Origin of the sequence: Halomonas sp. TG39a, assembly GCF_000744395.1 — a bacterium.
In the GTDB taxonomy this organism is placed as follows: domain Bacteria; phylum Pseudomonadota; class Gammaproteobacteria; order Pseudomonadales; family Halomonadaceae; genus Vreelandella; species Vreelandella ventosae_B.
In genome coordinates this window covers 538,358-554,801 of record NZ_JQLV01000002.1, presented here as the reverse complement: position 1 = coordinate 554,801, position 16,444 = coordinate 538,358, and the positions used below count along the sequence as shown (strand labels likewise).

The 16,444-nt window shown below is 54.6% G+C and carries 15 protein-coding genes; 5 read left to right on the top strand and 10 right to left on the bottom strand.

What is annotated here, in order from left to right; all coding sequences use genetic code 11:
* Window positions 1-115: 115 nt before the first annotated feature.
* From U738_RS20665 to U738_RS20655, 3 genes are all read right to left on the bottom strand, one after another.
* On the bottom strand, window positions 116-1,402 hold the full coding sequence (locus U738_RS20665; RefSeq protein ID WP_035584941.1) for an NAD(P)/FAD-dependent oxidoreductase: 1,287 nt from the start codon (window positions 1,400-1,402) through the stop codon (window positions 116-118).
* 65 nt (window positions 1,403-1,467) lie between these two features.
* The gene (locus U738_RS20660) at window positions 1,468-2,415 is read right to left on the bottom strand and encodes a dihydrodipicolinate synthase family protein (protein WP_035584939.1); all 948 of its coding nucleotides are present in this window, start codon (window positions 2,413-2,415) and stop codon (window positions 1,468-1,470) included.
* Window positions 2,416-2,494: 79 nt separating this feature from the next.
* Window positions 2,495-3,430 carry a 4-hydroxyproline epimerase gene (locus tag U738_RS20655; protein WP_035584938.1) on the bottom strand — a complete coding sequence of 312 codons (936 nt, stop codon included), beginning with the start codon at window positions 3,428-3,430 and terminating at the stop codon, window positions 2,495-2,497.
* Between the two features lie 349 nt (window positions 3,431-3,779).
* Between U738_RS20655 and dctP the strand changes: the two genes are divergently transcribed.
* The 3 genes from dctP (at window position 3,780) to U738_RS20640 (ending at window position 6,760) form a co-directional block, all read left to right on the top strand.
* Complete coding sequence (gene dctP / locus U738_RS20650; RefSeq protein WP_235208668.1) at window positions 3,780-4,853, top strand: TRAP transporter substrate-binding protein DctP; 1,074 nt, start codon at window positions 3,780-3,782, stop codon at window positions 4,851-4,853.
* A gap of 83 nt (window positions 4,854-4,936) precedes the next feature.
* Window positions 4,937-5,440 (top strand): TRAP transporter small permease subunit, encoded by a 504-nt coding sequence (locus U738_RS20645; protein ID WP_051912831.1) that lies wholly within the window; start codon window positions 4,937-4,939, stop codon window positions 5,438-5,440.
* Window positions 5,441-6,760: a TRAP transporter large permease gene (locus tag U738_RS20640; protein ID WP_035584933.1), complete on the top strand. Its 1,320-nt coding sequence runs from the start codon at window positions 5,441-5,443 to the stop codon at window positions 6,758-6,760. It begins immediately after the preceding gene.
* A gap of 215 nt (window positions 6,761-6,975) precedes the next feature.
* On the opposite strand, the gene U738_RS20635 is transcribed toward U738_RS20640, so the two are convergent.
* Window positions 6,976-7,812, bottom strand: a complete 837-nt coding sequence (locus U738_RS20635; protein WP_035584931.1) for an ABC transporter ATP-binding protein — start codon at window positions 7,810-7,812, stop codon at window positions 6,976-6,978.
* A gap of 283 nt (window positions 7,813-8,095) precedes the next feature.
* On the opposite strand from U738_RS20635, the gene U738_RS20630 reads away from it, so the two are divergent.
* Window positions 8,096-10,234, top strand: coding sequence for a TonB-dependent receptor (locus U738_RS20630; RefSeq protein WP_035584930.1), 2,139 nt, complete (start codon window positions 8,096-8,098; stop codon window positions 10,232-10,234).
* An 85-nt stretch (window positions 10,235-10,319) separates the two neighbouring features.
* Here U738_RS20630 and U738_RS20625 read toward each other — a convergent pair whose 3' ends face one another.
* The 6 genes from U738_RS20625 to U738_RS20600 all read right to left on the bottom strand — a co-directional run bounded on the left by U738_RS20625 (window position 10,320) and on the right by U738_RS20600 (window position 14,986).
* The gene (locus U738_RS20625; protein ID WP_035584929.1) at window positions 10,320-11,357 is read right to left on the bottom strand and encodes a FecCD family ABC transporter permease; all 1,038 of its coding nucleotides are present in this window, start codon (window positions 11,355-11,357) and stop codon (window positions 10,320-10,322) included.
* Window positions 11,354-12,358, bottom strand: coding sequence for a FecCD family ABC transporter permease (locus U738_RS20620; RefSeq protein WP_035584926.1), 1,005 nt, complete (start codon window positions 12,356-12,358; stop codon window positions 11,354-11,356). Before U738_RS20620 ends, U738_RS20625 begins: the two co-directional genes overlap by 4 nt.
* Entirely contained in the window at window positions 12,352-13,332 is a 981-nt protein-coding gene (locus U738_RS20615; protein WP_035584924.1) for an ABC transporter substrate-binding protein, read from the bottom strand. The genes U738_RS20620 and U738_RS20615 overlap by 7 nt, the downstream gene beginning before the upstream one ends.
* Before the next feature lie 72 nt (window positions 13,333-13,404).
* Window positions 13,405-13,740, bottom strand: a complete 336-nt coding sequence (locus U738_RS20610) for an AzlD domain-containing protein (protein ID WP_035584923.1) — start codon at window positions 13,738-13,740, stop codon at window positions 13,405-13,407.
* Entirely contained in the window at window positions 13,737-14,459 is a 723-nt protein-coding gene (locus U738_RS20605; RefSeq protein ID WP_035584922.1) for an AzlC family ABC transporter permease, read from the bottom strand. The genes U738_RS20610 and U738_RS20605 overlap by 4 nt, the downstream gene beginning before the upstream one ends.
* Window positions 14,456-14,986 carry a helix-turn-helix domain-containing protein gene (locus tag U738_RS20600; protein ID WP_035584921.1) on the bottom strand — a complete coding sequence of 177 codons (531 nt, stop codon included), beginning with the start codon at window positions 14,984-14,986 and terminating at the stop codon, window positions 14,456-14,458. Before U738_RS20600 ends, U738_RS20605 begins: the two co-directional genes overlap by 4 nt.
* Before the next feature lie 129 nt (window positions 14,987-15,115).
* On the opposite strand from U738_RS20600, the gene U738_RS20595 reads away from it, so the two are divergent.
* Complete coding sequence (locus tag U738_RS20595; RefSeq protein WP_035584918.1) at window positions 15,116-16,420, top strand: MFS transporter; 1,305 nt, start codon at window positions 15,116-15,118, stop codon at window positions 16,418-16,420.
* Window positions 16,421-16,444 lie beyond the last annotated feature (24 nt).

Genomic DNA, 16,444 nt, shown 5'->3' with positions numbered 1-16,444 from the left:
TAGGTGAGAGAAATATATGAGATATTGTATACCAACTTAGCATTTTGCAATTCTTTTTCGCCTCAACTGCGTAGCTTAATATTTAAGCTGTTTGGAATGTTGACGATTTTTCCTGTCAGGTAAAACGGCTTAACCGGTAGGGCGATAAGTTAGCCACCGGCTGAGAATGAGAGCACGCTGCCAGGTCGGCAATAATCTCTGCAGTCAGCGCTGCCTGGGTTAAGCCAAGGTGGTGATGCCCGAAGGCCAGTAAAACCTTGCCATCTTTGACGCTGTCGATGATCGGCAGGGAATCGGGCAGAGAGGGGCGAAAGCCCATCCAGGGTTTGGCCCCAGTGGCATCCAGCTCATTTCTAAATAGCCCTTGGCTGAGCTTATGTAGCTGCCAAGCGCGCTGCATATTGGCTGGTCGTTGAAGCCCAGCAAACTCAACTGTCCCTGCCAAACGTAGCCCTTCATCCATTGGCGTCATGATAAAGCGACGCTCCAACGACGTAACCGCCACCGGTAGGCGTCCTCGTTCATTTGGCAGCATCAGGTGGTAGCCCCGCTCGGTATCCAGCGGAATACGTATACCCGTTAGTGCGGCGGCCAACTTGGCCGAGTGGGCGCCGCAGGCTAACACTACTTTGCTGGCCGTCATGGGCGATGCGTTGTCAGTCTGTAGAGTGACGCCTTGATCATTGACATATCCCGTTAGCACCGTGGACTGCCTGAACTCTACCCCGTTCGTTTCAGCGGCCTGCACCAGCCAGTTAACTACCTGCCAGGGGTTGATAACATGGGCGGTACCTGGGAAAAACAGACCCCCTTGCATGGAGTTAGACAACTCGGGGGCAACGTCTCGAATGGCACTGCCTGACCAGCTTTCTACCGGGACTTGCTGCTCGGCCATCCGTGCCCGCAGCACCTCCAGTTCGTGGGCAGCGTTGGCCTTTTCGTATACCAGGAAAGAGCCTTCTTCTTTCAATAAGTGTCTGCCATTGATGCTGTCGAGAAGTCGCTGCCAGGCAGTCAAACTGTGTTCATTCAGGGCGCTAATGCCCGCCACGCTAGTTTGATAAGGGGCTTGGCGTAGATTCCAGAGTAACCGAGTGAACCAGGGCAGCGCTTTAGGCATATAGCGCCAATCCAGCCGCAATGGCCCCATGGGGTCGAGCAGCATCTTAGGCAGCTGTTTTACGATGGCGGCATCGGCAATGGGGAAGACCTGCTCCGTTGCCATATGCCCAGCATTCCCATAGGAGGCTCCCATCCCAGGGAGCTGGCTATCCAGCACCACGACGCGCAAGCCTTGTTGACTTAAAGCCAAGGCGCAAGCGGTGCCGATAATACCAGCACCAATAACGACGATATCAGCCGCTACATTGGGATGGCTTACTGCCTGTGGGTTTGTTTCCATGGAAATTCCCGGTTTTTACGAAAGAGCGCTTCGGCTGGATACACAGCCAACGTGTGGCTAGGTTATTAGCGATTATCTAGCGAAGCAGACCAGCTCGAATACCAACTACGGAAGAGCGCGTACTGGGACTCCACATAGTGACGTTGTGAATCGCTGAGCGCGTCGGTTTCATTAAAGTGCAGGGCGTATTCGCTATCGCCATTGAGCACCATCAGGTGCTTGTAGTAGAGAACCAGGTCGCCGCCTTCGTCAAAAGAGGAGAGCACGCCTAGTGCTTCCTCTAGCTCCATGGCCAAACGCCGTGCTTTGACGTCCCCTTTCGCGGCCTGTTGGCTGAGCGAGACAAGTTGCAATACCTCTCGGGGCAGCGCATTGCCGATACCGGTTATAGCGCCCGTGGCGCCACAGTTGACGAAACCATGATAAACAGTGGTGTCGACACCGACCATCAGAGTGACATCTTCGTCTTGAGAGGTAATGTTTTCCGCCGCATAGCGGAGATCATCAGCGCCGCCAAACTCTTTGAAGCCAATCAGGTTGGGGTACTTGCGGCGTAGCTCAAAGAATAAGTCGGCACGTGTGGCGAAGCCGTAATAGGGGCTATTATAAATCACCGCCGGTAGCTTGGGCGCCGCGTCCAAAATGGCCGAAAAGTGTGACTTCTGCGCAGCCGCCGAGGTGCCTCGTGAAAGCACACGCGGAATCACCATCAGCCCTTTGGCACCTACTTTAGCGGCGTGAGCCGCATGGGAAACAGCCTCCCGTGTGTTGATTGCACCGGTACCCACAATCGTCGGAACGCCAGCCTCAACGAGGCGTGCGACGCCTTCCTGGCGCTGCGATTCGCTGAGTAACGGCCAGTCGCCCATGGAGCCACAATACACCACACCGCTCATACCCAGATCTACCAGTGAACGGCCTTTAGCTACCAGGGCGTCGAAATCAGGTTGACGGTTAGCGCTGCAAGGCGTCATTAGCGCCGGTATACAGCCGGTAAAAATGTTATCGCTCATTGTTGTTCCTCTTCGTTTGGTGGTATTGGCCGTGGGAGTTGGTGTTGCGTTCAAGAGCAGGGTGGCCGGTATAGAATGATTACGAGGCAGTAATTCCCCAGGCGAACGGATCTTGCTCATCAATCAACAGAGTGGTGTCGGCGCTTAAATAAGCACGACCTTTAATGTAGGGGCGAACACGGTCACCTTCCCATTCGTAGTGTGCTTCGAACTGACTGCCGCAAATACTCGCCTGTACCCAGGGTGTGCTGGGTGCAAGTTTGCCATCCGCCGCTAGGCACGCCAGCTTGGCGCTGGTGCCGGTACCGCAGGGGGAACGGTCATAGGCCTTGCCTGGGCAGAGTACGAAATTACGGCTATCGGCCACAGCGTCGTCAGCAAATAGTTCGATATGGTCAATCTCGCCACCGTCATCCCCGGTGATGGCCGCCGCTTCTAGCGCCTGGCGAACGGCCCAGGTGAAATTCATCAGCGCCTCGACGTTATCCAGGGTCAATGATTGGCCATGGTCACTAATCAGGAAAAACCAGTTGCCGCCCCAAGCAATATCGCCGTGTACCCGCCCGAAGCAGGGTACCTCAAGGGGAACTTGCTGACGGAAGCGATAGGCGGCTACATTACGAACGGTAACCGCCCCATCATCATGGAGCGTTGCACTGATTGGGCCGACCGGGGTGTCGATCTTATGATCACCGGGGCCGATCAAACCTAAGTGATGCAGAGAGGCCACTAGGCCGATGGTGCCGTGGCCGCACATGCCCAGATACCCCGTATTATTAAAAAAGACCACCCCGCAGGTCGCATCCGGCGACTCGGGTGCGCAGTAAAGCGCACCTACCAGTACATCATGGCCCCGTGGCTCTAACATGCAGGCGCGTCGCCACTGATCATGGGAGGTTCGTAGTGCATCGCGCTTCTCCGCCATGGTGGTGCCAGGGAGGTCGGGGAAGCCCTCTATGACCAGCCTTGTCGGTTCCCCCCCCGTATGAGAGTCGATGACGCGTACCTGTTTCATGGGACACCTTTGGTTTATGCCATGTGTTTTATGTCATGGGTTACTAATGCTGAAAATAGCAGTCTGCCTAATCATGCCTGATTTTTTATATCTTATACAATATCCAAAAAGCTTTGTGAAGCTACCCATGTTCCCTCTATGAGGATTGTCGGTATAGCTAGGACGTCGCATTGGTTTGGTTTTTATCTCAAGAAAATCTTGCAATGCACTTTGGTATATCTTATACCAAAAAGAGAGGCGAAAACTGATTAGAGAATTTAGTGAGCTGGTGGCTTACCCGGTTTTGGTAGCGTCCAGCCTGTCTCAGGGAGAGATGAATAAAACCAACACACAGCAGGGGTGATTGATCATGAATATTATGAAAAGTAATTTAAAAACAACGAAGTGGATTCCATCAGTGCTAGCAACAATAGCGCTTTCCTCTCCCTTATATGCAGCAGAAGTCGAGTGGCGAGTGCCTACTTCAGTGCCAGGAGGTTCTCCTTTTTATGAAAACTTTCTTGAGAGGTTCGCTGATAATGCAGAGAGGCTAACAGCAGGCAGAGTGGAGATTAGCCCTTTCGGCGCAGGCGTTATTGTGCCTGCATTGCAGGTTTATGATGCGGTAAAAGAGGGCACCGTTGAGGCTGGCCATTCCACTCCTAGCTACTTAGTTAACCAAAATCCCATCAATGCTATTTTTGCTGGGTTTCCGGGAGGCATGGGATCGCAGTCATATATTAACTGGATTTACGAAGGGGGTGGCCAACAAGCGCTGCAAGAAGTTCGCGCTAGCGAAGGGTTGCACTCACTCATTGTGGGGATTGGGTCTACTGAAATATTTGCTCACTCCAATGTGCCCATTAATGGCCCAGATGACCTTGATGGCTTGAAGTATCGAACTTCTGGGCCTTGGGCTGAAGTCGTGCGCGAGTATTACAATGCGGTGCCCACTGTGGTGCCACCCGGTGATATTTATACGTTACTACAACGCAAGGGTGTTGATGCCATTGAGTGGGCAACCCCTTCCAGTAACTATCCAGAAGGCTTTCATGAAGCAGCCCGCTACATCATCGTGCCCGGCGTGCACCAACCCACCTTTCTCTGGGAAGTGGTTGTCCGTCAGGACACTTGGGATCAAGTCCCTGACGATCTAAAGCAACTTATTGAGTCCGCTGCTAAGTTAACCACTTACGAAGGGCTTACCAATTTTTATCATAACGATCTAATCGCTATGGAAAATTATCGCGCCGGTAGAAACGAAGTGATTAGTTTGGACGAAGCGTTTGTTGAACAGCTAGCGGAAAATGGCCGTGCTTGGATCGCGGCCCGAGCAGCGGCAGAGAGTGATGCAGGCAACCCAGCCATGGAAGAAATTTTAGAAGATTACCAAGCTTATCAAGCGCGTTGGAATGCTCAGAAAGACTATCTCATCACTGACTAATATAAACCTGCCAAGGGAAGGCGCCTAAGCCTTCCCAGGTAGTTATACCTATGAGCAATGTACCGATATGAGTGATGCCTATCATGTTTTTTAATTTAGTGGATCAGCTGGCTAAAATATCGGCTTGGCTAAGTAAGCTGGCGCTCATCGTCTTGGCAGGTGCGATGTTATACGAAGTAGTAGCGCGCTACGTTTTTAATGCCTCCACCATCTGGGCTTTTGATATCTCCTATATGGCCACTGGCGTTGCTTTTATGCTGGGTGTCGCCTGGACAGCGCAGGTGGATGGTCACGTCAAAGTAGATGTTCTGAGTAGTCTTATGCCAGTGCGCATCTCACGTATTATAACGGGAGTGGCTTATACCATCGTGTTGTTTCCCACCCTTTCACTTGTTGCTTGGTTTGGCTGGAAAAAATCGCTATCAGCCTTCACAACCAATGAGGTTGAAATGGTCAGTACATGGGCACCTAAAATGTGGCCGTTTTACACCTGTATTGCCTTCGGCTTGACGCTTCTTGCGCTACAAGTTCTGGTGATTGGGCTGCGCTCGTTGATTGATAATACCCATCATAATAGGGCCAACTAAATGGATACCATGACGGCTGCCCTGATGTTCCCAGGACTGTTCTTATTGATCTTTATGGGTATTCCTGTTGCTTTCTCACTGATTACCGTCTCATTGGTGGCTGGCTGGTTTGCCTTCGGACCTATTATCTTTCAGCAACTTTACGGCAGTATTTATAGTGCTTCATCTAATTACGTTCTTTCCTCAATTCCACTCTTTGTGCTTATGGGCGCGATACTTGAGAAGTCGGGCATCGCCAAAAACCTCTTCGATGCTATTCAGATGTGGATCGGCCGACTGCCAGGCGGGTTGGCACTGACCACGATCGCCATGGCAGCAATATTTGCGGCTGCCTCTGGGGTCGTTGGCGCGGTGGAAATAATGATTGGGTTAATGGCTATCCCTGCCATGCGAGCTTACCGCTATAACAATTCGCTGATTGCGGGGACTATTTGTGCGGGCGGATCCTTAGGCACGATCATTCCTCCTACCGTTATAGTGGTCGTCTACGCGGCTCTTGCCCAACTATCTATCGGTGCACTTTTCGCTGCGATTATTTTTCCCGGCATCTTGATGTTGTCTCTTTTCGCCCTTTATATCGTCGGGCGTTGTTGGTTGCGTCCTCAAGATGGCCCTGCTGCTAAAGCCACCAATGATGATAAAACGCTGGGAAGGAAAATCAGCATTACGCTGAGAGCGTTACTGCCCCCTCTGCTATTAATGTTTGCGGTACTTGGATCGCTCTTGGGCGGCATCGCTTCACCTACAGAAGCCGCTGCCGTTGGCGTGGCAGGCGCAGTAATCTTAGCGGTCATCAATGGCGGCATCACCCTGCCTTCATTGGTTGATTCTCTGTCACTGACGGTGCGTATTACAGCGATGATTCTGCTGATTGTAGCCGGGGGCACGATGTTTACTGGCATCTTCGCAGTCAATGGTGGCGGTGAGATGGTGTCCGCAATAGCTAGTGGCTTGGGTGGTGGTACAACAGGCGTCATCCTATTTTTTCTAGCCGTCACATTCTTACTGGGGTTTGTACTTGACTGGACATCGATTGTTTTGATCTGCGTGCCAATATTTACCCCTATCATCAAACAGCTGGGTATTGATCCTATTTGGTTTGCCACGCTCGTGTTGGTAACTATCCAAACCAGCTACCTGACGCCGCCTATGGCATCGTCAATCTTCTATTTAAAGTCGATTGCACCCAGCGATATTACCTATGGGCAAATGTGTAGAGGTGTCTTGCCATTTATCGCGGTGCAATTGCTAACGTTGGCGGTGGTGGCGTTATTCCCTGCAATGGCTACATGGCTGCCTGACAAGATAGTGGGTTTTTAAGGAAACATTATTAGTAATAAATGGTGGGTTACCTATTTCATGGTGTGCTATCAATGTTATTAGCGAAGAGGATAGGTGAATAGCGACTATTACAGTGCGTAATGTAGATGATGAACTCCTGAATTCAAACATTAAGCGCAGCCCCGCATTTAAGCGGCGAGCCATGGTCACTTTATGGAGGAAGAGGTGCGGCTATTCTTTCTCGATCCGCAGCGTTATTGCACAACTGTTTCCGTTTTCGCAATGGATTGGCTGCGTTTCCGCGGCACGCAAATCGGGCTGCCGCTTTCAGGGTCGTGGATTACATGGGCATCAAGGTCAAAGACGCGTTTGAGATTGGTCGTGGTAAAGACCTCGCTAGGCGCGCCGCTGGTGACGATACGGCCATCGCTCATCATTACTAAATGATCAGCGTAGGCGGCGGCCAGATTTAGATCGTGGAGCACCAGTAGCAGGGTGCGGCTTTTCTCATGGGCCAGGCGCGAAAGCAGTTCCAGCAAATCCACCTGTACCTTTAGATCCAGAAAGGTCGTAGGTTCATCAAGCAGGATCAGGTCGGTTTGCTGGGCCAGCACCATGGCAATCCAGCAGCGCTGGCGCTGGCCGCCGGAAAGCGCATCGACATTGCGTTCGGCAAACTCTGTCACGTGGGTATAAGCCATGGCTTCACGAATAGCAGCGGCGTCTTGCTGAGCATTTTTTTGCCACAACCCCTGATGTGGAAAACGGCCCATCCCCACTAACTGCTTTACGCTCAGCCCCTCAGGCGCTACCGGGCCTTGGGGCAGAATCCCCAGGCGCTTGGCGACCTCCCGCGTCTTGCTGCGATGAATATCCTTGCCATCTAAATACACATGCCCGCCACTCGGTGTGAGCGTGCGGGCAAGCGTTTTCAGCAGCGTCGACTTGCCACTGCCATTGGGGCCCAACAGCACCGTGAGCTTGCCTTCCGCAATGGCGATATCCACACCATCCAACACGCGTCGGGTGTCGTAGCCTGCGTGCAGGCCTTCGCCTGTCAAACGAGGAAGCTGGTGAGAAGGGTGTGTCATGGCAGGGCTCATTGAGGTTGTTAACGCAGGCAGAACCGTAAGACAAAATATTCTCATTTTCAATATCTGCCACAGGTAAGTAAATCATTACTTGCCGCATAACTGTGGCCTTCACGGAGGAAAGGAGAAATGAATGAGTGGGTTAGTCGTGTCGTAATAGTGAACGAGGCGTTCCAGTTGAGTAGATCTTTGAGTATCATACGCATAAATTAATTATTATCATTTAGATGTAGATTTGTTTTTAGAGCAAGGGTTCACTCAAAAGCAAGGGGATAAAAAGTAGATGTATATTAAGAAACATTGGGTATTTTGGCCTACGGTAACGCTCGCCGGTTTGGTGGCTGCCAGCCACGCTTATGGGCAGGTGTCTGAATCTGTAGAGGCTCAAAGCGACGCCGATGACGCCGACTCTACTATGGTGGTAACCGCCACCCGCAGCCACAGCGAAGCGGGTCAAACGCCACAGCGGGTAACGATCATCAGCCGCGAACAGATCGAGCAGCAGCTAGCGATTACCGATGACCCGGGCCAGGTGCTCAGCAATCTGATTCCCTCTTACTCACCCAGTCGCCAAAAGCTCTCCAATGCGGGCGAAACATTCCGCGGCCGCGACGCGCTTTTTCTGATTGATGGTGTGCCGCAGTCCAACCCGTTGCGGGACAGCTCCCGGGATAGCTATACCATTGACCTTTCCATGGTGGAGCGTATTGAAGTCATCCACGGGGCCAGCGCCGAGCATGGTTTAGGCGCTACGGGGGGCTTGATCAACCTGGTGACCCGGCGTGCCGAAGGCGGGGGCATTAGCCAACACGCGGGCATTAGCCTGACCATGGATGATGATCTCCAGTCGGATGGGCTAGGCAACAAGCTGGACTACCGCATTAGCGGCCAGCAAGGCGACTGGGATTTCGTTGCCGCAGCGACGCGTCAGGAGCGCGGGGTTTTTTACGATGGCAACGATGAGGTGGTCGGTATTGCCTACCCAGGCGAGCTGCAAAACTCGGAAAGCTACGATCTTTTCGGCAAGCTCGGCTACTGGATCGACGACAACCAGAATGTTGAGTTCTCGCTGAATCACTTCGATTTGGAAGAGGGCAACGACTACGTACCGGTAACAGGAGACCGCTCTGCAGGTGTTCCCACCACGGCACGCAAAGGCCGTCGTGACGGCGAGCCTGGATTTAATGAAGTGACCTCCGCTCGGCTTTCCTACTCCCACGCTGATTGGTTTGGCAACGAGCTGGACGCCCAAGTATATCGTCAGCGCTTCCGTGCACGCTTTGCCACTACGCCATTTTTCCCTTATCTGGATAGTGCAGGGGATACCCTGTATGACCAAACGCGGAATGAATCTGACAAAATGGGCGCCAAATTCACCTTGAACCGTGATGGTATGCTGGATGACCGTTTGGGTGTGACGGTTGGTTTGGACGTATTGGAAGACGAAACAAGCCAGATGCTGGTGCATACCGGGCGCACCTACGTGCCGGAAAGCCGCTATCGTAATTTGGCGCCTTTCCTGCAGGGCCAGTTTAAGCTCGCGGATCCTCTCACGCTGCATGCCGGGGTGCGTCACGAGCATGCCGAGCTTGAGGTGGATACCTTCCAAACGATTGATCGCAGCAATGTCACCCAAGACAACGTCACCGTGGACGGTGGCAAGCCCAGTTTCGATGAAACGCTGTATAACGTCGGCTTAACCTATCAAGCCACCGACTGGGCCCAGCTGTACGCCAACTATTCGGAAGGCTTTGGCATGCCCGATGTGGGCCGGGTGCTACGCGGCATTGGCACGGCGGGCCAGGATGTGGACACCTTGCTGCAGCTTCAGCCGATTGTTACCGATAACCGGGAAATAGGCGCGCGTTTTGACTGGGATGGCTACGGGCTAGAGATTAGCTACTATGAGTCCAATTCGGATTACGGCCAGCGGCTTACCGAGCAGAATGGCACCTGGGTCGGTAGCCGAGAGAAAACCGAGATCCAGGGCGTTGAGATTACCGGCGACATGCAGGTGGCCGACAAGCATGACCTGTCGCTCTCTTATGCCCACACCGAAGGTAAGTCGGATCAGGATGGCGACGGTAGCGTAGATACCAAACTCACCGGTATCAATATTGCCCCGGATACGCTCAAACTGGGCTGGAGCGCTACCTGGAACGACCGCGTTTCCACGCGCTTGCAGGGTAGTTACTACTTCGATCGAAGCGTCGATAACCCTGAGCTTGATTTTGACGGCTACGGCTTAGTGGATGCTTCATTAGCCTATCGCCTGCCCACCGGCAGGGTGTCAGTGGGTATCGAAAACCTCACCGATGAAGATTACCTCACTTACTACTCTCAAGCCGCACGCATCAGCGATGAGTACTACTTCACTGGGCGTGGCCGCACTTTCACGCTGAGGTACCAGCTGGATTTCTAGTCAGCCGCTTTCTATTTTCTATGTTTTTTGCTCGATACTGTTTGGCGGCGCCTTTGGGGCGCCGCTTTTTTTTTGTCAATTCGCGCTAAAAGCGAGCTCGCGATCTATGCAGTAAGTAAACGAAGAAGGGCGCGCCTATCCCGGCAACAAAGATGCCCGCAGGTAGGTCTTTGGGTAAAAACGCCACTCGGCCCAGCAGGTCGGCGTAAAGCACAATCAAGGCGCCAACCAGCGCTGATGCTGGCACCAGGCGTGCCATGTTTCGCCCCACCAGCCTAGCGGCCAGGTGGGGCGCAATTAGTCCCACAAAGCTCAAACCACCGGCAAACGCCACAGCGGCACCTGCCAGCGCCACGCTGCAGGCCAGCAATACCAATCTGCTGCGCAGAATCGCCACCCCAAGCCCTTCGGCAACGCTATCACCCAGGGCCATGGCATCCGCATGGCGGGCGAAGAGTAGGCTGATAGGCACCGCGACGACTAACCACGGCAATAGGCCCCACACATCGTCCCATTGCGCCGCGTAAAGGCTGCCGGTTAGCCATACATAGGCGGTCATGGCGGCAGAGTCATCGCTGATCACGATTAACAGGGTGGTGCCAGCGCCCATGGCCGCGGCCAGGCCAATGCCGACTAGCACCATGCGCGATGGGCTAACACCGTTTTTCCAGGCCAAGCTCACCACCAGCAGTGCAGAAACCAGTGCTCCCAGCATGGTCGCAACGGGCAGCCAGTGAATGCTCAAGGTCGTGCTCAATAGCGCTAGAAATAGCACCGCCGCCAACGCTGCACCGCTGGTAATGCCGATCACGTCTGGGGAGGCCAGCGGGTTGCGTACGATGCTCTGCAGAATCGCCCCCGCTATTGCCAGGGCGGCACCGACCAGTATTGCTAGCGTGATGCGAGGAAGGCGCAGCTCCCAAATAATAAAGGCGATATCGCTGCTTTGAGGGGTTGTTAGTGCGTCTAGTACCTGCAGAGGTGGCGTGGGAAAACCGCCTAAACAGAGCGACAGCCCGGCGCTTGCTAGCAATAAAAGGCTTAGCATCAGCAGGTGACGTAGTAAGCGATTACTGTCGCTTTTTGCTCCGCTGTTAAGGGTTATCGTGGCGTCTGTTCTCATTGGCCAGCCATCTTGCGCCGTGCCAGATAGATAAAGAAGGGCGTGCCGATCAGCGCGGTCATCACGCCGACAGGTATCTCCTGGGGTGGCATTAAAAAGCGCGAGCCTAGATCGGCCAGCAGCAGCAAACAGGCACCCAGAAGAGCGCAGGCCGGCAGCAGCCAGCGATGGTCGATGCCAAATATTCCCCGTGCCATGTGGGGCACAATCAGGCCGACAAAACCGATCATGCCCGCCAGCGCCACGGAGCTACCTGCTAGCACAATCACAATTAAGCCGAGTAGTAGCTTGATGGTGGTAGCCTGCATGCCGAGTCCAGTGACCATGTCATCGCCTAGCAATAGTGCGTTGGCGTGGCGTATCAGCAGTGCGCTGAGCAGCAGTGCTCCACCAAAAAGAGGCAGTAAGGGCGCTACCAATGAAAGATCGCGTCCCGACACTGAGCCCGCCAGCCAGTAAAGCACGCTTTCAAAACTTTGCTGGTCAATGACCAGAAGTCCTTGGCTGAACGACACAAACATCGCCGTTACCGCAACGCCTGCCAGCACAACCCGTAGCGGTGAAAGCTCACCGTGGCAGCCGCGGCTAAGCACCACCACCAGTACGGCCGCAACGAGTGCCCCCAATAGCGCGGCCCATACGTAGTGCGCGGGGGTATGTAGCGGTAATAGCGAAACCGCGACCACCACAAAAAACATCGCACCTGCATTGATGCCCAAAATGCCCGGCGACGCCAACGGGTTGCGCGTCATGGTCTGCATCAGCGCCCCGGCAATGGCTAAGCTGGCGCCCACTAGAGCGGCAATCACCGCACGGGGTAAGCGCTCAGTTAAAAGAATGATGTGGGCGATGTTGGTAGGGTCGTAATGGGCGAGCGATCCGTACAGAGCGGAGAGGGGGATATCCGTTGTGCCTAACATCACGCTGGCGAAAAAGGCGCCTAGTGCCACCAGCACGCCAAGTAGCAGGCCAATACTCTTTGCGGCAGTACTGTTTAGCATGAAGTAGGTTCCCCACGGCCGCTGGTGTGAGGCAGGCAAGCCTGATGCGGTGCCGCTTCGGGTTGCAACAGCCCATAGTGGCTATACAGATCATCCAGCATGGCGTTGGCCGCCAATATGCCGCCACCCATCATCCAACTCACCGGCTCAACTTCAAATACGCGCCCACTTTGTACCGCTGACAGCTGTTGCCAGAGTGGGTGGGAGGCCCAGTGTTGGTAATTATCTGCAATAGCGGGGTCATCGGGCTCAAGCAGAATAAAGAGGGCATCGGCATCCAGCACTGGAATGTTTTCAGTACTGGAAAGCTTCATTCCCCAACTCTGGCTTTGCAGTGTATCCGGCTGAGTAAAGCCCAGCTCATCAAGAATCGAGCCTGCAAAGCCGCTGGTATAGATGCGCACGTGGTCGCTTTTAAACCGCACCACGGCCACTTTTTGCGGCCACTCGCTGCTCAACTTGGCGGCGATCTGCTGGCGAAAGTCGGCGACACGATCATCCCATTGCTCAAGCAGCTCATTTGCCTGCGCTTCGCGGCCAGTAGCATTGGCCACCATATTCAGCGTGGTCTTGAAGTTAAACACTGTCGGGGCAGATACAGTGGGGGCGATGGCCTCCAGTAGCGGCGCTATTCGCGCATGGCGAAAGTCGCTGGCAATGACCAGGTCTGGATCAAGCCAGGCAATCTTTTCCAGGTTGGGTTGGGTTTCCAGCCCCACATGCTCGACGCTATCAAGTGGATCGCGCAGATAGCGGTACATGGGCTTTTCCAGCCAGGAATCGACCACGCCAATAGGCGTTAGCCCAAGGGCGACGGCGCTGTCGGTAGCCCCCTGGTAAAGCGTCACAATACGGGGTGATTCAGGAAGGCCGTGTAGCGCGTTACCCGTCGATATAGCGGGAAATAGCGCCGCCAGTGTTATCAGCAACACACTCATTAAAACGTTCTTGCCATGGGTGTGTGCTTTTAACATTACTGTCACTTTACGAGGGGCTTGGAGTGAAGAGCCAGGATGATGGCACGACGTAAAAGCTAATGCAAAGCATTACCAAATGAAGGCCGCGACCTCTACTATCCCAAACACCGCGACCCCGGCCGCCACCGGCCAGCCCAGTGAGCGTACTCGCGACCAGACCAGCAGCGTAACGGCAAGCCCGATGGCGGTGGCGATCCAGGAAACAGCGCTTGGATTCACCGGCACAATGGACACCCCCAGCACGGCGGCTATCATTAGCGGGCCCAGAATACCCAGCCACTGGGGCATGTTATTAATGCCGGTAGCGCTGTTGAGCCGGCGCTGCATCCATAAAAACGGCACTACCCGCATCAACAGGGTGCCAATGGCAGAAACCACGACCGCTAGCCAAAGTGCGGTGCTCATTGTTCACACCTCCTGTTTTGGAATTTCAGCGTATAGAAGCACAACGCACCGCAAGCCGCCGCGAGAGGAATCGCCACGTTGCTCCAGCCGACCAGCGTTAAACCGAGTGCTGCTAGAATGGTGCAGCCCATGGCCACTGCCCAACGCTTATCAGTGAAGCGCGGTGCCACCATGGTCAAAAACAGCGCAGGCAGGGCGAAGGGCATAATCTCACCCAGCAGTGGCCAGCGGGCGGTAAATGCTTCCCCTGCGGTGGCCCCCACCGCGGTACCGATGATCCAGGCGCCCCAAGCCAGTAGCGACGCACCGACAAACCAGCTAAATCGCTTTGCCTCGGGCAATTGAGGCAGCCGGGTTAAGGCCAGGGCAAATACCTGATCGGTGAGGCCGTGCATCAGCCAGGGCCAGTGGCGGCTACGCGGCAGTAGCGCTGCCAGGTTAGGGCCGTACACCACATGGCGCACGTTAATCAGCAGCGTCATCGCCACCACCAGCCACAGCGGGGCGCCTGTAGCGATCATACCGACAAATAGAAATTGCGAAGCACCGGCGTAAATCAGCGCTGAAATAGCCGTGGCCTCCAGCGTGCTGAAGCCTGCCTGGGTGGCGACTAAGCCGAATGACAACGCCACTGGAATGTAGCCGCCCAGTAGTGGGATGGCCTCACGCACGCCTTGCAGCGCGCTACGAACGGGAGAGTGGCTGGCAGCTTGGCTCATGATGTTTGGCCTTCTGCACCATAGGTGATGGTCATCATCAAAGTGGCCTCCGCTTCGTGGGTACGGTAAAAGTGCGGTTGGTCGGCGGCAAAGGTGATGGTCTCTCCCGGTGTTAGCACCGTGGTGGCGCCCTCTGGCCCTGCTTCCAACCAGCCGCTAATCAGCGTGAGTGATTCACGGGTGCCGGGTGTATGGGCTTCAGCGTGGCGCAATGTATGCGGTGCGCAGCGCATCCAATAGGCGTCCACCTGAGGGGAGTCCTTGCCTTGATCGATTAGGCGCACCTGCACGCCATCTTCACCCAGCGGCACGTTGATTGGCGCGACCAGCGTGCCGAAAGGCACATTGAGCTGCACTGCAAGCCGCCAAATGGTATCCAGGGTCGGGTTGCCGTTGCCCTGTTCAAGGCGACACAGGTTGGATTTGGCAATCCCCGCCTCATTGGCCAACTGCGATAGCGACCAGCCCCGCTCAAGGCGAAGTGCTTGAAGGTGTTGGCCTAGGGTGTTGAGTGAGGGCTTATCCATCTTGTCATCTCGTGTTCCTTTTATAGAACGTTCTATATAAAGAACGTTAGCCTGTCAATGATTGTGACAACCGCTTTCAGTGGCACTCTTTATGCATGACCTTTAGGTTGGCTGCTGCGAGGAAGCGCAATGCGTTCATTGGCAATGCTCAAACCGGTTAAATCGATCCTATACAGTGTGGCGTTACTGCTGCTGGGTAACGGCTTACTGAATACGCTGCTAACCCTGCGTGGTACGGGGGAGGGCTTCTCCAGCGCGGTGCTGGGGATGATTATGTCCGGCTACTTTGTTGGCTTTATCTGCGGTACCTGGGTGAGCGGACGCTTAATTCGGCGCATGGGGCATATCCGTACCTTTGGCTTCTGCGCCTCTATTTGTGCATCGGTGGCGCTGCTGCACCTAGTGTTTATCAACCCCTGGGTATGGCTACCATTGCGGGTGATCTATGGGCTTTCGTTTATCACCTTAGTGACCGTGATTGAGAGCTGGCTGAATAGCCAAGCCGCCAGCCATGAGCGGGGGCGTATTTTTGCTGTCTATATGGTGGTCAACTTGGGCGCTCTAGCCACGGCTCAGCAGTTGCTGCGGCTCTCTTCACCCGACGGGTTTTTACTCTTTGTGGTGATCGCCATTTTGATCAGTTGGGCGCTGTTACCCATTACCATGACCCGTCGCGTGCAGCCCAAAATACCTGAGCGGCCCAAAAGTAGCCTGCGCGCGTTGTTAGGCTTTGCTCCTTTGGCGGTGGCTTCTGCCGCGTTGTCGGGGCTTGCCATGGGCGCGTTCTGGTCGATGACCCCGGTCTACGCCACTCAACTGGGGTTTGATATTGGCGGGGTCGGGCTGGTGATGAGCGTGGCGATTATTGGCGGGGCGCTGCTGCAGATTCCCATCGGGCGCTTCTCTGATAAACACGACCGCCCTATGGTCATGATCTGGGTGGTGCTGCTTGCGGCCTTGATAGCTGCGGCCATGCCCTTTGCGCCCAGCCACGAGGTGCTGCTGGGGCTCTATTTTATCTGGGGCGGTTTGGCGTTTTCCCTCTACCCGCTGGCGGTAGCGCAGTTGATAGACCAGCTCCACCCGGATGAAATTGTCTCCGGCTCGGCGGATATGCTGGTAATGCACGGCGCGGGCTGTGCCGTGGCACCGATAGCGGCGGGGTCACTGATGAGCGCCGTGGGAGGGCATGGCTTGCCGCTCTATATTGCTTGCGTATTCACCTTGCTAGGTATCTACGCGCTGTATCGCCGCCGCCGCGTCAGGGCAGTGGTTACTCATACCGCACACTTTGAGCCGATGGTGCAAAGTAGTGCAGAGGTGTTGGAAATGATCTTTGATGATACCCAGCGAGACTTATTTAATGACCCGAGTTTTTATGAAGAGGATGAACGGGAGCGTTTGGCGGGGCTTGTTAAAACATCCACGAGTTAATGTGGGAAAGTACTGGGGGCAAGC